A 22,888-nucleotide genomic window follows, 5' to 3' on the forward strand; every position below is an offset into this window, starting at 1 on the left:
TGCACGATCGGGCGCGAAAAGACTTCGCTGCGTTCGCGACCGCGTCCCTTTCGTACCAGCGTGGAGCAGCGCGGCTATACCTTCGGGTATCGCTCCCTCAGTTCTTGGGGCGGGCGAGGGTCTGGCTGAGCGTCAAAGCGGTGAGGGCGATGGCGAATCCGGTGAGCTGCCACCCGGTGAGGGTCTGGCCGAGCACCAGGAATCCGGCGGCCGTGGCGACGAGGGGGTTGGTCAGCGTCAGCAGGGAGACCGACGCCGGGGCGAGGCGGTCGATGCCGCGGAACCACAGCGGGTAGGCCAGCGCGGTGGTGACGATGCCGATGTAGCCGTAGCCGAGCAGGTTCGTGGTCGTCAGCGAGTCCGGGAGACCTTCGAACAGCAGCGTCGCCGGGGCCAGGACGACGCCGCCCAAGGTCAGCTGCCAGCCGGTCATCGCCAGCGGATGCCCGGGACGGCCCCATTTCTTGGTCAGGATCAGGGAAACGGCCATGAGCCCGACGGCGGCGAGCATGGCGGCCAGGCCGAGCGGGTCGAGGCGGGCTTCCGCCGACAGGGTCAGCAGGGCGACACCACCGGCACCGGCGATCGAGGCGAACAGGATCGGCACCGGTGTCCGGACGCGGAGCATCGGCAGTGCGAGCAGGGCGACCAGCAGCGGCTGGAGTGCGCCGAGGGTCGCGGCGACCCCGCCGGGAAGGCGGTACGCGGCGAAGAAGATCAACGGCAGGAAGGCGCCGAAGTTGAGCATTCCGAGCACGGTCGTCTTCCACCACCAGGATCCGTGCGGGAGCCGCCTGGTCAGCGCCAGCAGGAGCAACCCGGCCGGGAGCGCCCGCAGCACGGCGGCCAGGAGGGGCCGGTCCGGGGGCAGCAGGGTCGCGGTGACGACGTACACGGTGCCCCAGCTGGCCGGAGCCAGTGCGGCGAGCCCGGCGTCGCGGAGCGTCGGCCGCGCGGCCGCCTGCCCGGCCGGAACGACAGGCCGTTCGGCGATGATCGCCATGATGTCTCCTCACTGATAATCTCAACGTTGAGATAACACCAGCGACTTCTGTCAATGTCAAGTCTCTTAATGTTGAGACGATTGGAGGGCGTCATGGCCGACGCGGTGGACGCGGTGATCGCGTTGTGGCGGCACGAGCGGCCGGACCTCGAAGACAAGCTCTGGCCCGCCGAGGTGATCGGCCGGGTTCAGCGGCTTTCCCGGATCCTCGACCGGAAGCTCAAGGAGTTCAACGCCCGGCACGACCTGGAATCATGGGAGTTCGACGTGCTCACCACCCTCCGCCGATCAGGCGAAGCCGACGGCCTGACACCCGGCGCGCTGCTCAAGGCGGCGATGGTCACCTCGGGGGCGATCACGAACCGGATCGACCGCATGGAGGCCAAGGGGCTGGTCGAGCGCGTGCGGGACAGCGACGACCGCCGTTCGGTCAAGATCCGGCTGACCGGCAAGGGCCGCGAAGTCGTCGACGAGGTCTTCGTGCTCCACCTCGAGAACGAAGCCGCCCTTCTGCCCGAGCTGAAACCGGCGCAGTGGGCCGAGCTGATCGGCGGGCTGCGACTGCTGCTCGAACACTTCGGTGACACGTCACTGGAGTGACTTCAGCGCCTCCGCGCTACGTCCAGCCGAGCGGGACGACCTCCGCCGCCGACGTCCACGGGCCGCGCCCGCCCGCCTCGGTGAGGGCACGGAACCGAACATAGCGAGCCCGGGCAGGCCAGAACCGCAGGGTCTTACGGGCGGAGTCGTCAGCGAAGGTACCCGTGGCGACAGGGCTCCCCCAGGCCGACCCATCGGTGCTCAGATGGACTTCGTACGCGCCGACGCGGCCGTTGGCGGAACCGTCCTGGCGCGGCAGATAGGTCAGGCCCGTGACGGTGCGGGCGGCGCCGAGATCGAGCTGGATCTCATGGGGCAGCGGGTCTTCCCCGCCGGACCACCTGGTGTGCCAATGGGTGGCGGGATTCCCGTCGACGGCGTTCGCGGTGGCGCCGGATTCGCCCGCGGTCTCCTGGCTGTCGGCCGAGCGGACGGTGGCGGCGAGCGGCCCGGAACCCATCACCGGGTCGCTGATGGTCTCGGCACCTGTCTCGACATGTCCCGCGAAGCGCCGAAGGAAACCGTCCGGGCCCTGAACGGTCAGGTCGTACCAGCCGCCCATGCCGCCTTCGGTGCTGAACCAGTCCTCGACCGTCGCACCTTGAGCGACCGAGTACGTCCACGGTCCGCCACCCCGGTTGCCCGTGCGCACGGTCAGCTCGCACGCGGCGCCCGCGTTGGTCATCGTCAGGTACACGACGCCGGATCCCGGCCGCAGCACGACTTCCGGATTCGGTGCGCCGCCGGTGGTCGCGGTGATCCGGTTGCCCGCGAACCGCCGCAGGAAACCGTTGGGGCCGTGCGCGGTGAGATCGTACGCGCCGTCCGGGGAACCCACCTGCCAGTAGTCCGAGAGCGTCGCGTTCGCGCCGAGCGTGTAGCGCCAAGGCCCGTCGGTCCGGTGCGCGTTGGCGTAGACGTAGAAATGAGCGCCGGCGGTCCCGGTGCTGGCGAAGTCGATCCAGAACCGCTCGGCCGTCACCCGCCCGGAAACCGTCAGCCGATAGGGCAAGGGCCGTGCGGGCCGGACGCCGGTCTCCGGAACCGGCGGCTTCTGCACGGAAGGCGGCTGCGGCTGGGTGTTCCACGGCCCGCTCGTCGGCACCGGTGCGGGCAGCGCCGGGTAGGTCGCGTTCGGCGCCGTGGTGTCCAGTGCCGACGTCAGGTCGCCGCATACGGTGCGCCGCCACGGCGAGATGTTCGGCTCGGCGACACCGCTCCACTGCTCCAGGAAGCGCAGCACTGAGGTGTGGTCGAAAACCTCCGAGCACACCTTCCCGCCCCGGCTCCACGGCGAGATGACGAACATCGGCACCCGCACCCCAAGCCCGATCGGTTCACCGGAGACGAATTCGTCGGTCGTGGCCACAGAACTCTTGCCCTCGTCGGCCGAGGCGGGCGGCGCGGGCGGCGGCATGTGGTCGAAGAAGCCGCCGTCCTCGTCGTAGGTCAGCAGGAACAGGGTCTTGTTCCACACACCGGGTTTGGAGGCGATCGTGTCGAGGATCGACTTCACCAGCTCGGCCCCGGTGTTGGGGCCCCACGCGGGATGCTCGGTCTGCGATTCCGGCGCCACGATCCACGACACCGACGGCAGCCTGCCCGCGTCGACATCGGCCTTGAAGGCGGACGGCAACTGCTTCGGCGCGACCCTGGCCAGGCCCCGGTCGTACAGTGCGCGCTCGGTCGGGGTCAACGTCGCCACCCCCGCGGCCAATCCGTCGAGCAGCCGGGTCCGTTCGGCAGCCGAGGCCGAATCCAGGGCGTAGTAGAAGTACTCCAGCTTCGGGAACGCTTTGCCCGCGGAGTCCTTCACCTTCGACAAGGCCTTGGTGCCGACGGCGAGGAAACTGCTGAAATAGTCCAGCGAATTGTCGCCGTAATTGTCCCATTCCTGATACACCCGCCAACTCCGGCCCGCGGCCTGGAGCCGTTCCGCGTAGGTCTTCCAGGTGTAGCCGGTGTGCCCGGGGTTCTGCCAGGCGTCGTTGCCGATCGCGCGGGTCTTGCCGTCCGGTTCGAAACCGAGTTTCCCGGTGAACAGGTACATCCGGTTCGGGTTGGTCGGCCCCATTTCCGAGCAGTGGTAGGCGTCGCAGACGGTGAACGCGTCGGCGAGTTCGTGGTAGAACGGCAGCGCCGAACGCCGGTGATAGGTCAGCGAGCGGACACCCTTGGCCGCGCGCCACGCGTCGTGGCGGCCCTTGTTCCACGCCCGGTGCCCGCCGGACCAGCTGTGGTCGACGTCGGCCATGAACTGGTCGTCGATCGCGTACGGCAGCAGTGTTCCCGCGCCGTCCGGCTGCTCGAAGACCGACGCGCCGGAAGGCAGTTTGATCGCCGCCGGATCAGCGAAACCCCGTACGCCGCGCAGCGTCCCCAGATAGTGGTCGAACGACCGGTTCTCCTGCATGAACACCACGACGTGCTCGATGACGTCGAGCCCGCCCGTCGGCGCTTCGGCGGCGAGCGCCTGCCGGACGCTCGCCGGAAGCAACGTGAAAGCGGAAGCCGCGCCAGCGGCCTTCAGCAAGGTACGACGGCGCACGGAGCCCTCCCGGAATGGCGTTCAACCGGTCCACGGTGTTCGAAACTGCACCTTTTCGGCGACTATCGAGCAGATAGAAGCATAGGTGCCTGACCGGTTCAAGGGTTCCGCCCGCGGGCCGCATGATCGGACCAACAGAACGCGACTTTCGGATGGTGGCTCCGGTGCCCGAAGTGACGTGACCGGACGACACGCGTGTCGTCCGTCCAGACACAGGTGTCGTCCGTCCAGTCACGGGTGATCGACCGGAAACCGCGGTGGGGGCCGCCCCCCTTGAGCGTCCCCCACCCGGTTTCATCCGGCCCGGAACCGGGCGGACGTCATTTCGTGTCGCCGTCCGGACGGCCGGACAGCGCCGCCACCGCGAGCACCATGACGACAGGCCAGATCACGGCCATCAACGCGAACCCGCCGAAGGTGATCGCCGTGATCGAAGCCGCCGTCGCGATCAACCCACCGACGGGTGACACATAACAAAATCCCAAAGGGCCGAGGAAGAGCACCCACGACAACGCCACCTTCACCGATTTGGCGGGCGGACGCGGAACCGGATACCGCCCCGGGCCGACGACCTCGTGGTCGTCGCCCTGATACCACCCGCCGGACATCAGCGGCGGATGCGGCGCGAAGAAGGCCGGTCTCCGGCCGAACGCCTTGGGCGTCCGCGGATTCGGTACGGCCGGTTCACGCCGGTGATCCTTCGGCCGTTTCATGACACTTTCGGCGCTGCGCATGACGTCCTCCCCCGTCGCCTGCCCGAGGCCTGGTGAAGTCACCCCGTGCCTGGCACAATTACCGCTTGCGGTGCGAAACTTCCGGGTCGTTCTGCCCACTGACCATGCTGACGAGTCGGGGGAGTGGCTGATGCGTCAAATGGAACACAGCGCGAATTTGGACCAAAGCGCGAATCCGGCCCCCCGCGATCCGGAGGGCCAGGATGACCGGTTCCGCAACGGGTGACCACGCGGGCTTCGGAACCTGGGGCCGATTGACGCCCGCGGAGCAGTCCGCGCTCCGGCGCGCGGGCCACGTGAAGGTGTGGCGGCCCGGCCAGATCCTCGCCCTCCAGGGCAGTCCGCCCACCAGTATGTTCGTCGTCCTCCACGGCTGGGTGAAGATCAGCGCCACCAATTATCGCGGCGAGGACGCGCCGCTCGCCGCCCGCGGCCCCGCGGAGATCGTGGGCGAGCTGGCCCCGATCAGCGGGCTCCCCCGGTCCGCCACCATGTCGGCGATCGACGAGGTGCGCACCCTCGTCGTGCCGAGGGAGAAATTCCTCGCGGTCCTGCGAGACCGGCCGCGGATCGCCGAAGAGATCTTCCGTACCGCGGCGATCCGGCTGCAACAATCCGACAGGCTGCGGCTCGAAGCGGGCGGGCCGGACTTCCCGCAACGCCTCGCCGCGGTCCTCCTAGAGCTCGCGCTGCAGCACGCCGTCGACTGGACGGACGGGCACCAGGTCGATCTCCGGTTCAACCAAGGGGAACTGGCGGGCTTCGCGCGTGTCTCGCGCAGCACCCTGATCCGGGGCCTCGAAGAACTCCGGCGGCTGGGTGTCGTGCGCACCGCGCGCCAGCGCGTCACGATCACCCGTCCTCGCGCGTTACGGGAATTGGCGGCCGGACGGCCACCACCGCCCGCCGAGGCCTGATCAGGCACGGAAATCTCGGCTATCCTTGTCGAGGTTCAACTCTCGCAACCGTTTCACGGGGTGGAGGGAATCGGCACGATGAGTTCTTTCTCGGCAAGCACCGAACCGGACATCGAATCGGCGTTGATCGATCTCGACGCGGTCTCCTTCACCGCGCTACGGGAGCTGGACGACGAAGCCTTCCGCCAGTCCGCGCTCCACGTCGTCGAACGCACCCGACGTCTCCACGCACGCTACAGAAGCAATACCACCGGGGGCGGCGAGCGCATCGACTGATGCCGCCGCCCGCCGAGGCTCGCCCCGCGTTCCACCGGTTGTCATGGCGGGACTTCGACGCGCTGGCGCGCCTCGACGGCGACGAGGACATGGCCCGGCGGTTGCGGCGGGCCGAGCGAAGCCGTCGCAAACTGCTGATCCACGCGTTGCTGACCGAGGCCACGAAGACACCGGGCCATTCGGGTCCCTTGCCCCCGCTGGATTCCGCCTGGGAACTCCTCGCACGTGCCGAAGCACGAGCACCTCGCGCGGTGAACCGGATGCTCACCAACCCGTACACCGGAAGCTGGGCGGGTTACACGACTCGCCTGCTGCGCAACGGAATCGACGGCGTCGGTCCTTTGTGGATGCATCTGGGCCACGCGCACGCGATCGCGGCGGCCGCGGCGATCCGGGCGGAGCTCGACTTCGAAACGGCCATCCCGGTCTGGCACGGCAACGCCATGCTCCCTTCCCTCGGCATGGCGAGATTTCCCGGTACCGCGGCGTTTTCCTCAGCCATCGTGCGCGGCGAGAAAGGCCGCTACCTCGTCTCGAACGCCGAAACGACGGTCCGCCTGCCCGGCTCACCCGACACCGACGCCCCGGGCTGGTGGGGAATCCGTCGAGTCCGGAGCCAGGTCGGCGCGCACCGGTTCACGCTCTGGCTGGACGACCTTGATCCCTACCGCGGGCTTTACGAACCGATCCCGCCGGAAAGGCTGCCGGACAAGGAATTGGCGGATTGGCAGCGGCTGATCGACGAAGCGTGCCGCCTGATCGCCGCCCATCTCCCCGGCCTGGCCCGCATCATGCCCGTGGGGCTCGCCTCCTTGGTGCCGAAACCCCAGGTGCTCTTCCGGAATCCGAGCGCGTCGACCGGGGAGGCGTTCGGCAGCGCGGTGGTCGGCCTGCCCGCCGACGGCGCGTCCCTCGCGGAGACCTTGATCCACGAGTTCCAGCACATCGTGCTCGGCGGGCTGCTGCATCTGGTCGAGTTGTACGAGCCTGATCCCGGTGAACGGATCTACGTGACCTGGCGGGATGATCCACGGCCCGTGAGCGGTGCCCTGCAAGGGGTCTACGCGTTCTTCGGGGTCACCGCGTTCTGGCGCGCACTGGCACAAGCCGGTGAATGCCCTCGGCGCTCCGGCTTCGAGTTCGCGTTCTGGCGTGAGCAGACGTGGCGCACCCTGCGGGTCCTGCGCGAGGACTCGACCTTGACCGACGCCGGACGCCGGTTCCTCGACGACATCGCCGAACGCCTCGGCCCCTGGCAGGCCGAACCCGTACCGGCGGAGGCCGGCGAACTGGCCGCGGCCGCCGGCCGGGATCACCTCGCCGGCTGGCGGGTCCGCCACCTGCGACCGGACCCGTCCGTGGTCACCGAGCTGGCGGCGGCTTGGCTCGCCGGAAGACCGAGGCCGCCGATCACCCTCGACGCCCCGGACCTTCCCCCGACGCCGGTACCGGACGGAGCCTGGTCCCACGCCAGAACGGATCTGATCCGGCTCGCCGTCGGCGGCACATCGCCGTCGCCGGACGGACGACCGCCAGCGGTACCCGGCGCCACCGCCGCCGATTTCGCCTACACCGCGGGCGACTTCCTCGAAGCGATCCAGGCCTACCGGCGGGAACTCGCCACGGATCCCGACCGGCCGAACTCCCTGGTCGGCTTGGGCCTCGCGCTCGCCGCCCGAGGCCCGCATCCCGCCGCCCGCGCCCTGCTGCACTGCCCCGAACTCGTCCGGGCCGTGCATCGGCCCTTGCGAGCCGTTCCACGGCCACCGACCGTGGAACAGCTCGCCGCCTGGATCGGGCAACTCGTACCGGGCTGACTCACATCAGGATCGGGTCGATGTCGCAGTTGGCGCGGGCCCCCCTGCCCGCCGCCTGCGTGCCGGGGTGGGCCTCGCCGAGGACCCGCCGGTACCGCACCAGGATCGGGTCACGGAACGGTGCCGCCTCGTCCGGCCGGCCGAGCGCGGCCAGGTCCAGTCCGAGATTGAAGGACGCCGCCAGTACCGTCGGATGATCTTCGCCCAGTACCTGCCTACCGCGCTCCACCGCGTCCCGGCCCAGTTCGACCGCCCGGTCGAGCTCACCCAGCGCCGCCAGATCACTCGCCAGGTTGATCGTGGCGGCGACGGCGTACGGGTGGTCCGGGCCGATGCCGGCCCGAAACTGCTCGAGGGCGCGCTCGTCGAGGATGCGGGCGCCCTCGACGTCGCCCATGAGCCGCAAGGTGACCGCCAGGTCGACATTGGCGACGAGGGTGTGCGGGTGATGCTCGCCGAGCCCGCTCCGGAATCGCTCGAAGGTCTCCTCGCCGAGCCGCTTGGCCGCGGCCAAGTCACCCGAGTGACGAAGATCGAGCGAATGGGCGAGTGCACAGCCCATCGTGACGGAGTGGTCGTCACCGTAGGCGAGCCGGAATCTCTTGAGGGCTTCCGTGGACAAGCTGAGCGCGCCCGCATGGTCGCCGTCCTTGCGCCGGGTCACGGCGAGCAGGAACGAATGGGTCGAGCTGTCCAGCTGGTCCAGGCCGAAGCGCGCGTGGAAGTTCTCCGTGAGCCTTTCCTGCTGCACCCGGGCCTGGCCGTAGTCTCCCGCCTCGCGCAGGTCCACGATCAAGGAAGCGTTGACGCTGAAGGTGCGGACGTGATCACGGCCGAGGACCTCGATCCGGCGCCGGAGGGTGTCCTGGTCCAGTTCCGCGGCGGCGCGGTAGGCGCCGGACAACCGGAGACTGATGGCATGCTGGTACGCGGCGTTGAGCGTCTCCGGGTCGTCCTCACCGAACATGCGCTTGGACTTCTGGTAGACCTCTTCGCTCAGTTCGGTCGCCGCCGCGAAGTCGCCCTGCGCCCGCAGGTCGATCGTGATGTTCCGCTGGAGTGCGAACGTCTCTTCGTTCTCCTCACCGGACACCTGAAGGCGCAGCGCGAGAGTGCGCTGATTGAGTTCCGCGGCTTCGGAGTACCGGCCGATCGCCCACAGATAGAGCCCCAGCCTCGACGAGACTTCGAGAGTCTGCGGATGGGTGGGGCCGAGGGCTTCGGTGAACCGCTTCCGCGCTTCGAGACCGAGCCGGGCGGCCTCCTCGTGGTCGCCGTACTCGAACAGGTAGCGCATCAGGTTGATGTAGAGCTGACGCGGCCAGTCGTCGTCGCAGTCCAGCACGTTCGCCGCGTAGGCGTGCGGCAGCAGTTCGCGGTAGCGCGCCCAGTGCCTGCTCGACTCGGGGTCGTTCGGATCCAGCGCGGCCAGCAGCTGATGGGCACCGTGCTGCATCCGCGCGTGCACCTGCCGGGCCATGACCCGGTTGCGCAGGACCAGCTGGACGAGCCGGTGCAGCTGGAGGGTGTTGTTGCCGTGGTCGATCTTCGCGAGGCCGTACCGGTTGATGTCCCGGATGGCCCGCGCGAGCTTGATCGGATCGCGCAGGGCCGCGTCGAGCTCAGGGGAGATCGACACCCGGTTGACCCCGGTGAGCAGATCACGCGAAATCGGCTCCGGCGAGAAGAAGGCGCAGATGTGCAGGATCTGGTGCGCAGCCGGGTTGCGGGTCTTCAACTCCTCGAACGAAACGTTCCAGGCCGCGGCGACGGACACCTCGTTGTCGGGGGCCGAGGCGGTGTCGAGGATTTCCTCGACCGACTCGTCGAACAGGCGGAGATACTCCTGCACCGGCATCCCGGTCACCGCGCGCCAGGCCGCCGCCTGTTCCACGGCCAACGGCAGATCGCCGAGCTTTTCGGCGAGTTCGTCGGCGTCGGCCGGGTCGATCTCCGGACCGCGGCGGCCGAGCAGCTCGACGCTTTCCTCGCGTTTGAACACCGCCAGTTCCAGCGGGCGCGCGATGCCCGCCCAGTCGGAATTCCGCGAGGTGATCAGGATTTCGCCCGGACCGTTGCGCGGGAAGAACGGCAGCACGGTGTCCGGGCTCTCCGCGGCGTCGAAGACCAGGAGCCAGCGGCGGAACGGCCGTCCGGTCCGGAGCGCCTCGATGACCGCCGGGACCGCGACGCTGGCCTCGGCCGCGCCCTGCAGGCCGAGCATCGTGGCGAGTTCGGTGAGGCCGGCGCGGATCTGGGTCGTGTGCGCGGCGTCGATCCACCAGACGAGGTCGTAGTCATGGAGGTGCCGGTAGATGTACTCGGTGGCCATCTGGGTCTTGCCGATACCGCCGAGACCGTGCAGCGCCGAAGGGAGCACGGCGGTGGTACCGCTGCTCAATCGCTTGGTGAGCTGGTCGAGCAGTTCGTCGCGACCGGTGAAGTTGGGATTGCGCGGGGGAACGTTCCCGAAGACCAGCGGCGGGTCTTCGGGCTGGCGGTCGGGGAAGTTCCGGGAACTGCCCGCCACCGAGGGATGGACGATCCTGGTCGTCGGTTCGTTCACGTCGGGCTCGCCGAGATGAGTCGAGCGTCCCTGTGGCACAGGTGTCGAAGCAGGTTGACGTTCGACCGTCTCGGGCATTTGTGTGCTCACAGCCTTCTTTAGTGATTCAGATTCGAATGCGGCGAAACCCCGGCCTCGTACCGCGTTCCGTAGCCGGTCGGCCCGCGACAGGTACGGCCCGGAAAGCGCGCGCATGACCACGCTTTCCAGTTCCACATCGGCCGGTGGCTCGCGGTCGAGGTCTGGATCCGGTGTGTTGTTCGGGTCGGCGATGGCGTCCCGGAGGTGACCGAGCAACCTGATCCGGTCACCGAAATGGGTGGCGGCCACTCGGACGACACTGGCCGTTTCCGACCGTCGTGCGCCACTGAGCAGCAATTCCCGGACCGCCTCGGGAAAAGCGAAGACCCCGTCGGTGTCCCAAGTGGACTCGCCCTCCCTGAGTGCGGGAGCGTACATCATCCCCGACAGTAAAAGTTCGAGGAGGTGCTCCACTCCCGCTTCCGGTACGAACCGTTGTCCCACCAGCTTCGCCACGTCGAGACGGACCGGTACCGCCGCGAGCAACTGCGCCAAGCGTAGCGCCGGCGGCGACGCAACACTGCGGAATCTGTGCACTCTTTCGGCGGGTGACAAAGTCACCGGCGAGGCGGCGATCGCGGGCCGGGAAACCCGTTCCGTGGCGAGGACGACCGTTCCTTCGGCGCTGGCGTTTTCACCGATCATCAGTCCGGCCCACCAGCCCAGCGACCGCGGCCGCAATTCGAGCACCGGCACCGGGACGAGATGGCCGGGCACCTTCGAGCCGGGTTCGAGCCAGGCGTCCGCGAGGTCGTAATCCCAACGGCTGTTGGGGGCCAACGCGTTCGGGACGCGTAACCGCGCCTTGTGCGGGTCCATCCCGCACCGGCCCCACAGCCACGGCGGGAGCAGGTGGACGATGCTCACCGGCATCCTCCTGCCCCAGCGCGCCAGCATGGGGTACAGCGCGTCCTTGTGCTGCCAGGCATCGCCGACACCGTCGGTCAGCAGCAGGACGGCACGCCGCCCCGAGGAATCCAGGATCTCGTCCGGGTCGCGGGCGGGCGCGCCGGGTGTGCCACCACGGAGAACGAGGCCGTCCTCGTTGTCCTTCGCGGTTTCCAGCAGCCGGACCTGAACGGTGCGGAAAGCGCCCGCCTGCCGGAGCAATTCGACGAACGCCGACACCCTCGGCCGCCACAACGCCATCGAGGGACCGTTGTCGAGGACGAGTGTCAGGTCGAGCCAGCGCTCTTTTCTCGATCGGGTGACCGGCCACCACCGGCCGGTCTCCGCGACCCGGACGGCGGTCGCCACTTCGTCCAGGACCACGTTGTTGTGTCGCCGCGACACCGTCTCCCGTTTCAGCGATCTCAACGCGCGGAAGTACTCCAGCGATTCGAGGAGTACCACTCCCCCCGGCCCGGTGCCGTCCACCGCGGGTTCGGGCAGCTCACCGGGTACGGCCTCGATCGTGACGACCTGGCCTTCGTCCTCGGCGGGCGTTCCGGCTTCGGCGCCCCGGGACGGCCGCGGCTCCGGGGGTTCCGGGCTATCCCCGCGCTCGGCGGGCGCGTTGCGGATCCGCCGTTTCTCAGGAGGCTCCTCCGGTTCCTCGGCTGGATCGGCTCCCTCCGCGGCCCGCCGCGGCGTAATGGCCGCGGCCAGCCACACGATGTCGGCCACGTCCGTCCAGCTCAGGTCCTCGAACCCGAACGGCTTGACCCCTTGGGGGGAACCGGTCTTCCGCCGTTCCGCCACCGGGGCGGAACGCGAGTCGGACACACCGCCCGGCCCGTCCACGTCACCGCACCGTCAGTCGTTGCCAGAGGGCGTCCACCAGCCGCGGCCATGCCTCCTGATCGGGCTGGTACGCGCCGGACGTCGCCAGATAGACGGCGTCGAGCAGCCTGTCGGTGGGGAGACCGCCTTCCGCCTTGCTCCGTTCGGCGAATTCCCGGATGAGCCTGTCCCGGTGCTCGCCGTTCTCGCCGACGAGATGACCCGCCACGATCGCCGCGAGCTGCTCCTCGTCCGGGTTCTCGATCCGCAATTGCAGGCAGCGGCGCAGAAAGGCGGGCGGGAACTCGCGTTCCCCGTTGCTGGTCATGATGACGATCGGGAAGGCGTGGCAGGCGATCCGGCCGTCCCGGACCACGGCGGTGCGCTGCGGGTCCGCGGTGTGCACGGTGACTTCGGGGTGCCGGTTGCGCACGCGCGCCAATTCGTCGATGGAGAATTCGCCGTCTTCGAAGACCGACAGCAGATCGTTGGGCAGATCCGCTTCGGATTTGTCCAGCTCGTCGATCAGCAGTACCCGCGGCAGCCTGCTCGGGAGAAAAGCGGTGCCCAGCGGGCCGAGGCGGACGAAGTCGCCGATCGGCGGCTCTTCCGTCTCGCCGCCGCGCTGCGCCTGACTGGTCGCCGCGGCCTGGACGCGGCCGATCGCGTCGTAGCCGTACAGCCCGGAACTCAGCGCGGTGTTGCTGGTGATCGCCCAGCGCAGCACCCGGCCGAGGCCGAGTTCCCTGGCGATCCGGTACGCGAGACTGGACTTGCCGGTCCCGGGGTTTCCGGTGACCAGCAACGGACGGCGCAGGTACAGGGCGGCGTTGACCATGTTCAGCTGGCCGGCGTCGACGGTCAGCTCCGAAAGCGTGAACGCGGTGCCGAGACGGCGCTCCGCCTCGCCGTCGTCCGGCGGCGGCACGTCGTTCTCCGGTGGCGGATCACCGCGGTACGAACGCCACGGCGGCGGCGCGGGCAGCAGCTGCGCGAGATCGATGTCGTGAATGGGCCTGCCGGTGCCCCGGTAGATCCACCAATCGGGTGCATCGATCTGCGGCGTCCGGCCGTTCACGGCCGCGTCCTGATCGTTCCCGCTCATCCGCGGCGTCCCCTTACAGTCGAGTCGGGATCAACGGCTGGTCCAGAACGATCACACGTTTCGGGTCGTCCCACATTACCACCAGATCGTGAGCCAGAGAATTCTTGAACGGTACCGCCGCACCCGAATTCGCCAGTTTGCGGCGATCCGGGAGTTCGATAAAACCGCTGTCCGCGGCCAATACCCAGTCGAGCAACTCGCGCAGGTTCTCCGGTTCGGCGTCCGGATGCCAGAGCACCACCGGAAGCCCGCTGCGGAGCGCGCTCGTCAGTTCGTCCGGCGCGCCACCCGGTTCCGCTTGGGGCGACGGCGGTTTCGCCAAAACCAGGCCCACCCAGTGCTCGTCGCTGAGGATGGCGTCGATCGGGTGATCCTCGAACTCCGCGCACCCGGAATAGTGCAGCCGGTCGGGGGCGGGGTCCTTCACCATCGAATCCCAGCGAACATGCCATGCGCGATGCCAATGCCTCGCCCGCATCCTCTCCAACGACCGTATTCCGAGCCGGTACCCGTAGCGCAACGGCTGGGGATGGCCGGTCTCATGTTCCTTCGCCCAGCGCTGCACGGGCAAATTGATCAACGTCCTCGGCAGCAGGAATTCCACCGACGCCGACATGCTCTGGCCGGACCAGACGCCTTCAGTCTCCAAGATGACGTCGTCGACCCTGAACTCGACCTCGTCCATCCCGATTTCGCGGACTCCGCCGAGCGACGGCGGCCAGACCTCCGGATCGTCCTGCCGCCAGAACGCGAGCGTGCAGCGCGTCGGATCCCCGGAAACCGGTTCGAGCATGATCATCAGATGCAGATGCGGCCGCTCCGGAATCGGCGGCCTGCTCTGCCGCTGGTGCACGAGGGCGGGGCCGAGCCGCAGCGAGCGGGCCTGATCGCCGATCCAGTTCGCGATCATGGCCGCGGGCTCGCCCACCACGTTTTCCGCGAGCAGGCCGAGGAAAGTGATGGCGGGCGGCACACCGTCCGGCCCCGCGTTGAAGTCGGCGAGCAGCTGGAATGCGCCCCACGCGTCGGTGACGCCGTCCAGCCGGGGCAACGGGACCGCGGGACCGAGCGCACGGCTCACCATGACCGCCAGATGGGGGACTTCCAGCCCGGTCAGCCGCCGGTGCAGGCCGGCCAGATCCTTACGGGGGATCAAATCGAGAACGGCGCTGTCCAGGTCCGCCAGGAACAGGTCTTCGGCGGCCACCACCGCCGGATCGGGCGATTTGGCGACCGGTACGGTGATTTCTCCGTGCAGCCGCAGATAAGCCGTTCCGGTGAAGGTCTTCACCGAAACGGGTATCGGATTGTACGACTCGGGCAACAGGCCCGGGTCGTTTTCGATGACGTCGGCGAAAAAACGCTGCGAACAGATGAACGCGATCATTCGGCCGGAGTCCGCGAACGCGTCCTTCGCCTGTTGCGCGTCCAGAATGCGGAAGGCGATGTCGACCGCTTCCCCGACCCACCCGTTGCCGTCGTCGATCACCTCACCGGAGTTGAGGCTCACCCGGAGCCGCATCTGAGCCTGCGGCGTCCGCGTGTGGTTGTACCGGCGGAGGGCGACCGCGATGCGATCCGGCAGCAGATCGGCGACCAGGCTTTTCGTCGTTCCGGGCGGAAGAAGGACCAGTACGCCGTCTCCGCGGTCTTCGTGCGCGCAGGAATCGAAATCGATACCGCTTTCGGCGAAAGCCGTCTTCAGCACTTCGTACATGCCTTGGTGCACGGCGAGCCTGTCGAGCCGGTTGCGGTCCGGCGCGGTGAACCCCACGACGTCCACTACGACGATCGTGCGGTCGAGAGCCCGCGTCGGTCGCGCCACTGGCCCCCTCCCAAGGTCCGTGGCGCCGACCCACCGGCGCCGACCGCCACATTATCGCGTCGATCGGCCTGGAGGGTGAGTGTCACTTGACAAATAGGAGGGTGGCGGAAGGTGCTAGGCCTCGTGAGTGGTAAGGACGGTTCTAACCGTCCTTACCACTCACGAGCGGGTCAGACGCCGGCGATCTGCTGGATCCAGCTGCGGTACCGGGTGATGTTGGTGTAGGCGGTGTTGTTCGACCGGTCGCTGGTCGAGGCGACGCCGACCTGGCGGCCGCCGGAGAACATCGGGCCGCCGGAGTCCCCGCCCGCGGTGATGCCGTCGACGCGGTTCGCGCAGACCGCGACGCCGCCGTTGTAATCGCTGCAGTTGACCGAATTGACCCGTACGGTGGCGACCTTCAGGTAACGAGACTGGCAGTTGATCTCCGAGCCGCACTGGCTGGTCGCGCCCCAGCCGTAGACCTGGACGTTCTGGCCGACCGCGACGTTGCTCGTGGTGCCGAGCGGCGCGTAGGTGGCGTTGACCGAGCTGGTCAGCCGGACGACGGCGAGGTCCGCGCCCGAGTGCCGGGTGATGCTCGCCGCGGTGGCCATGGTGCCGCCGCTCTGCTGGTCGAGGCTGCCGATCCGGAACGTGTAGCTGCCACTGCTGGCGACACAGTGCTTAGCGGTGAGGATGTACTGCGGCGCGATGATCGTCGCGCTGCAGTTCTGCTGGCCGTTCACGAACAGCCGGGCCGCCCAGGGAGCGTTCTGCGCGTACTGACCGCCGATGATCATCGGCTGCACGCCCGAGGGCTCAGCGGCGGTCGCGGCGGGAGCGGTCGAGCCGAGCAACGCCATGAAGGCGGTGCCGGCGAGCAGGACAAGAGAGCGCAGTCGCATGTTCCGACTCATTTCTGCGGCGGGGTTCCGGCCGCTTCAGTGGGGACGAACGCGCTGATTCTGTGTCGTGCCAAGGGAACCCGGAAACCGACGAAAGTTCGCGCGGGCTACCTATTTATTTCCATGACGGACGGTGGTGATCTTTGAGTACCCGGCGAAGATCATTAGGTAGTCACTCGCCGAGCAGCCGCCACGCGGTGAGGGCGAGCCTCGCGCGGGTCAGCCCGAGTGGATCGGTGAGGTCGATGGCCAGGCACTTGCCGATCTGGGTCAGCCTGCGCGCGACGCTGCTGTGGTGCAGGTGAAGGGAATCCGCGGCCTGGCGGACCGAACCCGTGGCGCAGTAGGCGTCCAGCGTCCGCAGGTCCTCGGGATCCGCCGCCAGCTTCGAGATCGCGACGACGTCGACGTTGGCCCGCGAGTCCTCCTCCGGGATCCGCGCGAGCAGGGCCAGCGCTCCGAGTTCGCCGTAGTGGATCACCGGACGGCGCGCGGTCGTGAACCGCAACGCAGTCCTCGCGTCGTGCCAGGACCGATGCGGGCACTCGGCCTCCCCGATCCCCGCTCGCACGTCCTCCGGGAAGCGCTCCGGATCCACCGCGGTGGCGAGGATGATGCCGACGTCGGTGAGGGACGCGGCCTTCACCGGGCGGCCGGGGCAGATCAGGCTCCCGACCTTTTCGAGCGGGAGCCCCGACCGGACGGCGACCACCCGGATCGGCGCGTCGGCGGGGAAACCCAGCAGCCGCAACGCCCGGTTCCTGGCGGCGTCGTCACTGGCAGAGCTGATCACGAGTTCCACCAGCGCCGGATCGGCCATGGTGGTGCGGGCGGGCCCGTACCGTTCGACGACCGTCGCCACGGCGATCGCGAGCCGGTCCAGCACCGCTTCGTCGAGGGCGACGGGCGCTCCCTCGCGTTCCAGCCACACCCTGCCGATCTCCTCCTCGTCGAGCGTGATCGCCAACGAGATGGGCGCCGGCGCGGAAGCCGGGGCGGCTTCGCGGCCGTCGGGCGCCATGCGGAGGGTGCGTCCCGTGCTGTGGAGCCGGATACCCGCCACGCATTCCGCCAGCCCCGCGGTGGCGCGGGCGAGCGCGGGGAGGTCGACCCGCCGCCGCATCAGGGTGTCGTAGAACATCACGACCCGGATCGCGCCCTCGACGTCGGGATCCAGATGCGACAACCGCGCGGCCAGTGCCTCCATGCCCGCGAGCGTACGCGGCGATCGTCGCGCGAAGGGGCGATCACACGCGACGGATGGCGGCCGCCTTCCCGCCGCCGAGCCGGAAGGATCGTGGTCATGGATCCCGAACTCGAAGCCTTCATCGCCCTCTTCCCGAAGGCGAAACTCGACGACCCGGTCGCGGACCGCGTGAGCTTCGCGAAGCTGGCCACGTCCGTGCCGCAGCCCGACACGTCGGGCATGGACGTCGAAGACCGGACGGTGCCCGGTGAACCCGGCGTTCCGATCCGGATCTACCGGCCGCGCGAGGCACAGGGCGCCGTTATCTGGCTGCACGGCGGCGGCTGGGTGATGGGCGACCTGGAGACCGAACATCCTTGGGCGGCGCGGCTCGCCGAAGCCTCCGGCGCGACGGTGATCTCGGTCGCGTACCGGCTGGCACCGGAAAACCCGTTCCCGGCCGCGTTCGACGACGTCTACGCCGTGCTGAACTGGACGGCGGACCACGCGGCCGAACTCGGCGTCGACCCCGACCGGATCGCGATCGGCGGGCACAGCGCGGGCGGCGGGCTCGCGGCGGCGACGGCACTGCGGGCCCGTGACGAAGGCGGCCCGACGATCTGCTTCCAGCTGCTCAACCAGCCGGGGCTCGACGACCGGCAGAAGTCGTGGTCGGCGCGGAACTTCACCGACACGCCGTGGATGAACCGCGCCAAGATCACCGCCGCGTGGGGGCACTACCTGGACGGGAAGCCCGCGCCTTCGCCGTATGCCGCCCCTTCGCGGGCCACGGATCTCTCCGGGCTGCCGCCCGCGTACGTGGCCTCCGCCGAGTTCTGCCCCAATCGCGATGAGAACATCGAGTACGCGCTCCGGCTGCTGCAGGCGGGGGTTTCGGTCGAGCTGCACCAGTGGGCGGGCACCTTCCACGGGTCGCAGGCCATCCTCTCCGCCGAGGTGTCCCGCCGCCAGATCGACGAACTCGGCGGCGTCCTGCGCCGCGCGCTGGCCTCGTCATGACAGCCCCCACAGCGCCACCCACCACGGCCCGGTTGCTGCGCCCGTTCACCGGGAGTTTCGCCGCGGTGGTCGTCCTTCAGATCATCGGCGCCATCTCGGGGTTGGCGCCGCTGCTCGCGGTCGTCGAGCTGGGCAGGGCGCTGCTGACGCCCGGCCCCGTCGACGAAAGCCGGGTCTGGACCGCGGTGATCCTGGGCGCGGCCGGGATGTTCGTCCGGCTGGTGCTCACGGCCGCGTCGTCCGGGATCGGGCATCTGCTCGACGGCCGAGTCCAGCTCACGTTCCGCCGCCTGCTGGCCGAACGCCTGGGGCGCGTGCCGATCGGCTGGTTCTCGAACCGCCGCACCGGTGAACTGGCCAAGGTGGTCGGCGAGGACGTCGGCGCCGTGCACCCGTTCATCGCCCACACCCCCGGCGAGCTCGTGTCGGCCTTCGTCGTCCCGCTGGTGTCGCTGGTCTACCTGCTCACCATCGACTGGCGGCTCACCCTGATCACGCTGATCCCGGTGGTGCTGGCGGTGGCCATGGTCCCGCTGATGATGACGCCTTCCCGGCTGCGCGAGCAGGAGGAGTTCGACCGGGGAATGGCGGGGATCTCGGACTCGGTCGTCGAGTTCGTCCAGGGCATCGCCGTGGTCAAGGCGTTCGGCGGCGCGGGCCGCGCCCATCGCAGGTTCCGCACCGCGGCGGACGCCTTCGTCGCCACCTTCACCCGGTGGGTGCACGGCATGGCCGGGCCGGCGGCGGGAATGCAGCTGGCGCTGTCGCCGCCGTTCGTCCTGCTGATGGTCCTGATCGGCGGCACGCTCCTGATCACCGGCGGCGGCCTCGCCCCGGTGGATCTCCTGCCGTTCCTGGTCCTCGGTCTGGGCTTGACCGCACCCGTGGCCTCGCTCGGCCACGGCTTCGACGAACTCCAGGCTGCCCGTCGCGCGACCGGCCGGATCCGCGAAGTGCTCGGGGTGCCATCGCTGCCGGAACCGCCGGATCCCGTGGCGCCGCAGGGGCACCGCGTGGAACTGCGCGGCGTCCGGTTCGGCTACGAGGCCGACCGCGAGGTCCTGCGCGGGATCGATCTGGTGCTCGAACCCGGCACGGTCACCGCCCTCGTCGGGCCGTCCGGCGGCGGAAAGTCCACTTTGGTCACTTTACTGCCGCGGTTCTTCGACCCGGCGGAGGGTTCCGTGCTGCTGGGCGGCGCCGATCTGCGTGAGATCGGCAGCCGGGAGCTGTACCGCAAGGTCTCCTTCGTGTTCCAGGACGTCCGCCTGCTGCGCGCGTCGGTCGCGGACAACATCGCGCTCGCCGTGCCGCACGCCGATCGCGAAGACGTCGTTCGCGCCGCCCGGCTCGCGCATATCCACGACCGGATCCTCGAACTGCCGCACGGCTACGAAACGGTGCTGCACGAGGAAACCGGGCTGTCGGGTGGCGAGGCGCAGCGGATCTCGCTGGCCCGTGCGCTGCTCGCCGACACACCCGTCCTGGTGCTCGACGAAGCGACCTCGTTCGCCGACCCGCAGACCGAACTGGCCGTGCGCCGGGCGCTGGCGACGTCACGGGCCGACCGGACGGTCCTGGTCATCGCGCACCGGCTGGAGACGGTCGTCGACGCCGACACCGTGGTCCTGCTGGAGAACGGCACCATCACCGAACGCGGGAAACCCGCGGATCTGCTGGCACGGAACGGGAAGTTCGCCGCCTTCTGGCGGTCGCACCGCTCCGCCGAACCACTGGGGGAACCTCGATGATCCGGATGTTGCTGAGCGTCCTCGGACCCGACCACGCCCCGCCGGTACGGCGCACCGTGGCACTGATGACGGCGACCGCGATCGTCGAAGGCCTGTCCTACGCGTTCCTGGTCCCCTTGCTGCGGGCGCTGCTCGGAAGCACTCCGGGCGACGCCGTCCCGTGGCTGATCGCGTTCGGCGCGGCCTTCTCGGTGTTCGCGATCCTGCGGTACCGCGCCGATCTCTCCGGCTTCCGCGCCGGGACGACGTTGCTGCGCGGGATGTACCACCGGCTCGGCGACCATCTCGCCCGGCTGCCGATGGGCTGGTACGGCGGGAAACGGGTCGGTGAGGTGTCGTCGCTGGCCGGACCCGGGGTGCTGCAGGCGATGGGCGTGATCGCGCATCTGCTGGCGCCGTTCATCGCCGCGTGCGTCACCCCGCTGACGATCGTGTTCGTGATCCTCGTCTTCGACTGGCGGCTGGGGCTGGCCACGCTGATCGCGGCACCGGTCGTGGCGGCCATCCAGGTCTGGACCGGCCGTTCGATGGCCGCCGCCGACGAAGAGGCCGCGGAACGCGGGAACGAAGCCACCGGGCGGGTCATCGAATATCTGCAGGCGCAGCCGGTGCTGCGCGCGGGCGGACGGGCCGCGGAACGATTCCGGCTGCTCGACGACTCGCTGCGGGATCTTCAGCGGGCGAATCGCCGGTCCACGCTTTCGGCGCTGCCCGGTGTCGTGGGGCTGACGTTCACGGTGCAGGCGATGTTCACCGGCCTGCTGGTGCTGGGTGCGTTCCTCGCGCTCGGCGGCGCTATCGGCGCGCCCGAGGTGCTGACGATCCTCGTCCTGGCCGCCCGCTGCGCGGATCCGTTGCTTTCGCTGACCGACATCGGCGGCAAGCTCCGCGGCGCGCGTTCGGTGCTGACGAGGCTCGACGCGCTGCTGCGGACCGAACCACTGCCGGAACCGCCCGACCCCGTCCGGCCGGAGCGGCACGATCTCGAGTTCGAGTCCGTCGTCTTCACCCGCGGCGGCCGCAGGGTGCTCGACGGGCTTTCGCTGACCGTCCACGAAGGAAGGAAGCTCGCCGTCGTCGGCCCTTCGGGAGCCGGGAAGAGCACGGTGCTGCAATTGCTCGCGCGGTTCCACGACGTGGATTCGGGGGCGATCCGAGTCGGCGGCGTCGACGTCCGTGCGATGGGCACCGAGGACCTGATGTCGCGGATCGCGATCGTCTTCCAGGACGTCCACCTCTTCGACGGCACGATCGAGGAGAACATCCGGCTCGGCCGTCCGGACGCCGACGACGCCGAGGTGCGCGCCGCCGTGACGGCGGCCCGGCTGGACGAGGTGATCGAACGGCTGCCCGGCGGCTGGTCCGCACATGTCGGCGAGGGCGGTGCGCTGCTGTCCGGCGGGGAACGTCAGCGGGTCTCGATCGCGCGTGCGCTGCTGAAGGACGCGCCGATCGTGGTGCTCGACGAGGTGACGTCGGCGCTGGACCCGGTCAACGAGACGGCCGTCCACGAAGGCATCGAGCGGCTCATGGCGGGCCGGACCGTGGTGATGGTGGCGCATCGGCTGCGGACCGTCGAGCGGGCCGATCACGTGGTCTTCCTCGACGGTGGCCGGATCGTGGAGGAAGGGGATCACGACGCGCTGGTCCGGCTCGGTGGCCGGTACGCCGGGTTCCTCGACCTGCAAATCGCTTGACGCCACGCGGGAACGGCAATGCACTGGGCCGATGAAGATCCGTTCCACGACCGCCGAGGACCGCGACGTCTTCGTCGACACCATGTTCACCGCGTTCGCCCGGTTCCCGGACACCGCCGGCGAGACCTGGTCCGCGCTCGAACTGGACCGCGGCCTGCTCGCGGTGACCGGGGACGGGCGGCCCGTCGGCACGGCCGCCGCGTACACCTTCGAGCTCACGCTGCCCGGTGAGGTCGTCGTCCCGGTCGCCGGGGTGACCGCCGTCGGCGTCCTGCCCTCGCACCGGCGGCGCGGGGTGCTCAGCGCCATGATGCGGCATCAGCTCGCCGAATTCCGGGAACGGGGCGAGTCCATCTCGGTCCTGCTGGCGTCGGAAGCGCTGATCTACCGGCGGTTCGGCTACGGCCCGGCGACCTACACCCGGCGTCTGACGGTGCCGCGTCATCGGGCCGCCCTCGCCGTCGGGACGGCCGGTGGCTCGATCGAGGTGCTGCGCCGGGCCGAGTGCGGCGAGCTCCTGGAGGAGATCTACGACCGGTATCGCCGCGCCCGGCCCGGCGCGCTGTCGCGGCCGCACCGCTGGTGGTCCTTGGGCGCCGGGCAGCCGCCGATCTCCCGGGCATCGCGCTACATCGCCCTGCACCGCGACGCCGACGGCGTGCCGGACGGGTACGCCTCGTACTCGCTCACCGAGCCCAGCACGCTGACGGTCGACGAGACCATCGCCGTCGACGACGAGGTGTCGACGGAGCTCGCCCGGTTCGCGCTCGGACACGACCTGATCACCGAGGTCGTGTTCAAACACTGCCCGCCAGACCATCCGCTGCGGTGGCAGCTCGAAGACTTCCGCGCCGGCGAAGTCGGCGGCGACACGGACTGGCTCTGGGTGCGGCTGTTGGACGTGCCCCGCGCGCTCACCGCACGCGGCTGGTCCACCGACGGCGAGCTCGTCCTCGACGTCGACGACCCGGCGCTCGGCGAACGCGGCCGGTACCTGCTCACCGTCCGGGGTGGTGAGGCGGACTGCGTCCCGACCGGCGCCGACCCCGACCTGTCCCTGGACGTGAGCGACCTGGGCTCGATCTATCTCGGTGGCACCGCCCCGAGCCTGCTCGTGCGGGCCGGGCGCGGGCCGGGCCCCCCCCCCCCCGCC

The 22,888-nt window shown here is 69.5% G+C and carries 16 protein-coding genes; 8 read left to right on the top strand and 8 right to left on the bottom strand.

Annotation, left to right across the window (positions count from 1 at the left end):
- Positions 1-97: 97 nt before the first annotated feature.
- A complete protein-coding gene (locus tag ACXIZN_RS26075; RefSeq protein WP_457957444.1) occupies positions 98-1,003 on the bottom strand; it encodes an EamA family transporter in 906 nt (301 codons plus the stop codon).
- Positions 1,004-1,096: 93 nt separating this feature from the next.
- On the opposite strand from ACXIZN_RS26075, the gene ACXIZN_RS26080 reads away from it, so the two are divergent.
- Positions 1,097-1,603 (top strand): MarR family winged helix-turn-helix transcriptional regulator, encoded by a 507-nt coding sequence (locus tag ACXIZN_RS26080; protein WP_034313605.1) that lies wholly within the window; start codon positions 1,097-1,099, stop codon positions 1,601-1,603.
- A gap of 16 nt (positions 1,604-1,619) precedes the next feature.
- On the opposite strand, the gene ACXIZN_RS26085 is transcribed toward ACXIZN_RS26080, so the two are convergent.
- On the bottom strand, positions 1,620-4,151 hold the full coding sequence (locus ACXIZN_RS26085; RefSeq protein ID WP_457957446.1) for a phosphocholine-specific phospholipase C: 2,532 nt from the start codon (positions 4,149-4,151) through the stop codon (positions 1,620-1,622).
- Between the two features lie 320 nt (positions 4,152-4,471).
- Positions 4,472-4,885, bottom strand: a complete 414-nt coding sequence (locus ACXIZN_RS26090) for a hypothetical protein (protein WP_457957448.1) — start codon at positions 4,883-4,885, stop codon at positions 4,472-4,474.
- Between the two features lie 203 nt (positions 4,886-5,088).
- Between ACXIZN_RS26090 and ACXIZN_RS26095 the strand changes: the two genes are divergently transcribed.
- Genes ACXIZN_RS26095 through ACXIZN_RS26105 form a run of 3 tightly spaced genes read left to right on the top strand, consistent with a single transcriptional unit; the run spans position 5,089 to position 7,895 of the window.
- Positions 5,089-5,802: a Crp/Fnr family transcriptional regulator gene (locus ACXIZN_RS26095; RefSeq protein ID WP_457957449.1), complete on the top strand. Its 714-nt coding sequence runs from the start codon at positions 5,089-5,091 to the stop codon at positions 5,800-5,802.
- Positions 5,803-5,862: 60 nt separating this feature from the next.
- On the top strand, positions 5,863-6,078 hold the full coding sequence (locus tag ACXIZN_RS26100) for a hypothetical protein (protein ID WP_457957451.1): 216 nt from the start codon (positions 5,863-5,865) through the stop codon (positions 6,076-6,078).
- The gene (locus tag ACXIZN_RS26105) at positions 6,078-7,895 is read left to right on the top strand and encodes an aKG-HExxH-type peptide beta-hydroxylase (RefSeq protein ID WP_457957453.1); all 1,818 of its coding nucleotides are present in this window, start codon (positions 6,078-6,080) and stop codon (positions 7,893-7,895) included. The genes ACXIZN_RS26100 and ACXIZN_RS26105 overlap by 1 nt, the downstream gene beginning before the upstream one ends.
- Position 7,896: 1 nt before the next feature.
- On the opposite strand, the gene fxsT is transcribed toward ACXIZN_RS26105, so the two are convergent.
- From fxsT to ACXIZN_RS26130, 5 genes are all read right to left on the bottom strand, one after another.
- Positions 7,897-12,285 carry an FxSxx-COOH system tetratricopeptide repeat protein gene (gene fxsT, locus ACXIZN_RS26110; RefSeq protein ID WP_457957455.1) on the bottom strand — a complete coding sequence of 1,463 codons (4,389 nt, stop codon included), beginning with the start codon at positions 12,283-12,285 and terminating at the stop codon, positions 7,897-7,899.
- Between the two features lies 1 nt (position 12,286).
- Complete coding sequence (locus ACXIZN_RS26115) at positions 12,287-13,369, bottom strand: AAA family ATPase (protein ID WP_257488799.1); 1,083 nt, start codon at positions 13,367-13,369, stop codon at positions 12,287-12,289.
- Positions 13,370-13,382: 13 nt separating this feature from the next.
- Positions 13,383-15,194, bottom strand: coding sequence for a VMAP-C domain-containing protein (locus tag ACXIZN_RS26120; RefSeq protein ID WP_457957456.1), 1,812 nt, complete (start codon positions 15,192-15,194; stop codon positions 13,383-13,385).
- Positions 15,195-15,364: 170 nt separating this feature from the next.
- Complete coding sequence (locus ACXIZN_RS26125; RefSeq protein WP_126733912.1) at positions 15,365-16,081, bottom strand: S1 family peptidase; 717 nt, start codon at positions 16,079-16,081, stop codon at positions 15,365-15,367.
- Between the two features lie 172 nt (positions 16,082-16,253).
- Positions 16,254-17,288: a PucR family transcriptional regulator gene (locus ACXIZN_RS26130; RefSeq protein ID WP_457957458.1), complete on the bottom strand. Its 1,035-nt coding sequence runs from the start codon at positions 17,286-17,288 to the stop codon at positions 16,254-16,256.
- 96 nt (positions 17,289-17,384) lie between these two features.
- Here ACXIZN_RS26130 and ACXIZN_RS26135 point away from each other — a divergent pair, with 96 nt between their 5' ends.
- From ACXIZN_RS26135 to ACXIZN_RS26150, 4 genes are all read left to right on the top strand, one after another.
- Complete coding sequence (locus tag ACXIZN_RS26135; protein WP_457957460.1) at positions 17,385-18,287, top strand: alpha/beta hydrolase; 903 nt, start codon at positions 17,385-17,387, stop codon at positions 18,285-18,287.
- Complete coding sequence (locus tag ACXIZN_RS26140; RefSeq protein WP_457957462.1) at positions 18,284-20,038, top strand: ABC transporter ATP-binding protein; 1,755 nt, start codon at positions 18,284-18,286, stop codon at positions 20,036-20,038. The genes ACXIZN_RS26135 and ACXIZN_RS26140 overlap by 4 nt, the downstream gene beginning before the upstream one ends.
- A complete protein-coding gene (locus tag ACXIZN_RS26145; RefSeq protein WP_457957464.1) occupies positions 20,035-21,735 on the top strand; it encodes an ABC transporter ATP-binding protein in 1,701 nt (566 codons plus the stop codon). Before ACXIZN_RS26140 ends, ACXIZN_RS26145 begins: the two co-directional genes overlap by 4 nt.
- 31 nt (positions 21,736-21,766) lie before the next feature.
- Positions 21,767-22,888 (top strand): GNAT family N-acetyltransferase (locus ACXIZN_RS26150; RefSeq protein ID WP_457957466.1); only part of this gene is annotated, 1,122 nt, incomplete at its 3' end.

This window comes from Amycolatopsis sp. TRM77291 (assembly GCF_054166285.1).